This is a genomic window from Stenotrophomonas sp. FW305-C-20-S1 (assembly GCF_058783335.1).
Map to the genome: position 1 here is coordinate 105,145 of NZ_JBYTEK010000014.1, position 899 is coordinate 106,043.

The 899-nt window shown below is 67.0% G+C and carries 1 protein-coding gene; it reads left to right on the plus strand.

What is annotated here, in order from left to right; all coding sequences use genetic code 11:
• Positions 1 to 78: 78 nt before the first annotated feature.
• Positions 79 to 798: a GntR family transcriptional regulator gene (locus AC3WTC_RS10090; protein ID WP_032975925.1), complete on the plus strand. Its 720-nt coding sequence runs from the start codon at positions 79 to 81 to the stop codon at positions 796 to 798.
• The last annotated feature ends 101 nt before the right edge of the window (positions 799 to 899 follow it).

Genomic DNA, 899 nt, shown 5'->3' on the forward strand with positions numbered 1-899 from the left:
CTGGAACCCTCTTGGATCTTCCGCACGCTCATGGTTTGCCGTCAGGCGGCCCGCACTACCTGGCGTTACACTTTCCGCATGGCCATCGCTCCCGCTCCGCGTCCTCCGAAGAAGCGCGCCCCTCTGTATGAGGAGGTGGCCGAACACGTGCGCGAGCGGATCTACGACTACCGCCTGCCGCCGGGCGAGTGGATCGACGAGCCGGCGCTGTGCGAGGAACTGGCCATTAGCCGTACGCCCCTGCGCGAAGCGTTGAAGTTGCTCGCTGCCGAAGGCCTGGTGCAGATCGATGCCGGCCGCGGCGCACGGGTAACCCGGCTTACCCTGGAAGACCTCAACCAGCTGTTCCCGGTGATGGCGATGCTGGAAGGCCGATGTGCGCATGAAGCGGTCAAGCACATCGACGACGCCGGCGTGCAGCAGCTGGAAGACCTGCACGCGGCGATGGAAGCGGCCGCCGCCGAGGGCAACATCGCCGAGTACTACCGCAACAACTACCTCATCCACGAGACGGTGCAGCATTACGCCGGCAACCCGTGGCTGATCCGCATCACCCACGACCTGCACCGCATCCTGAAGATGCATCGCGGCCGCCAGCTGCTGGCGCCGGGCCGCACCGCGCAGTCGCTGGCCGAACACCGCGAACTGATGGACTGCTTCCGCCAGCGCGATGCTGCAGCCGCCGAACGCACGATGGAACGCCACCTGCTCAGCCAGGGCCAGGCCTTGGCTGCGTATGTGGCCAGCGGCGGATTGTTGAACGTGCCTGCGCCGTTGCCGACCGAAGGCGGAAGCTGAGTTCATGGGATTTGCCGGCCAGCGGCCGGCACTACCCCGGCGAGGCCCGGTCACGGTAGTGCCGGCCGCTGGCCGGCAACCTCGATAGGTCACGTCCGGGT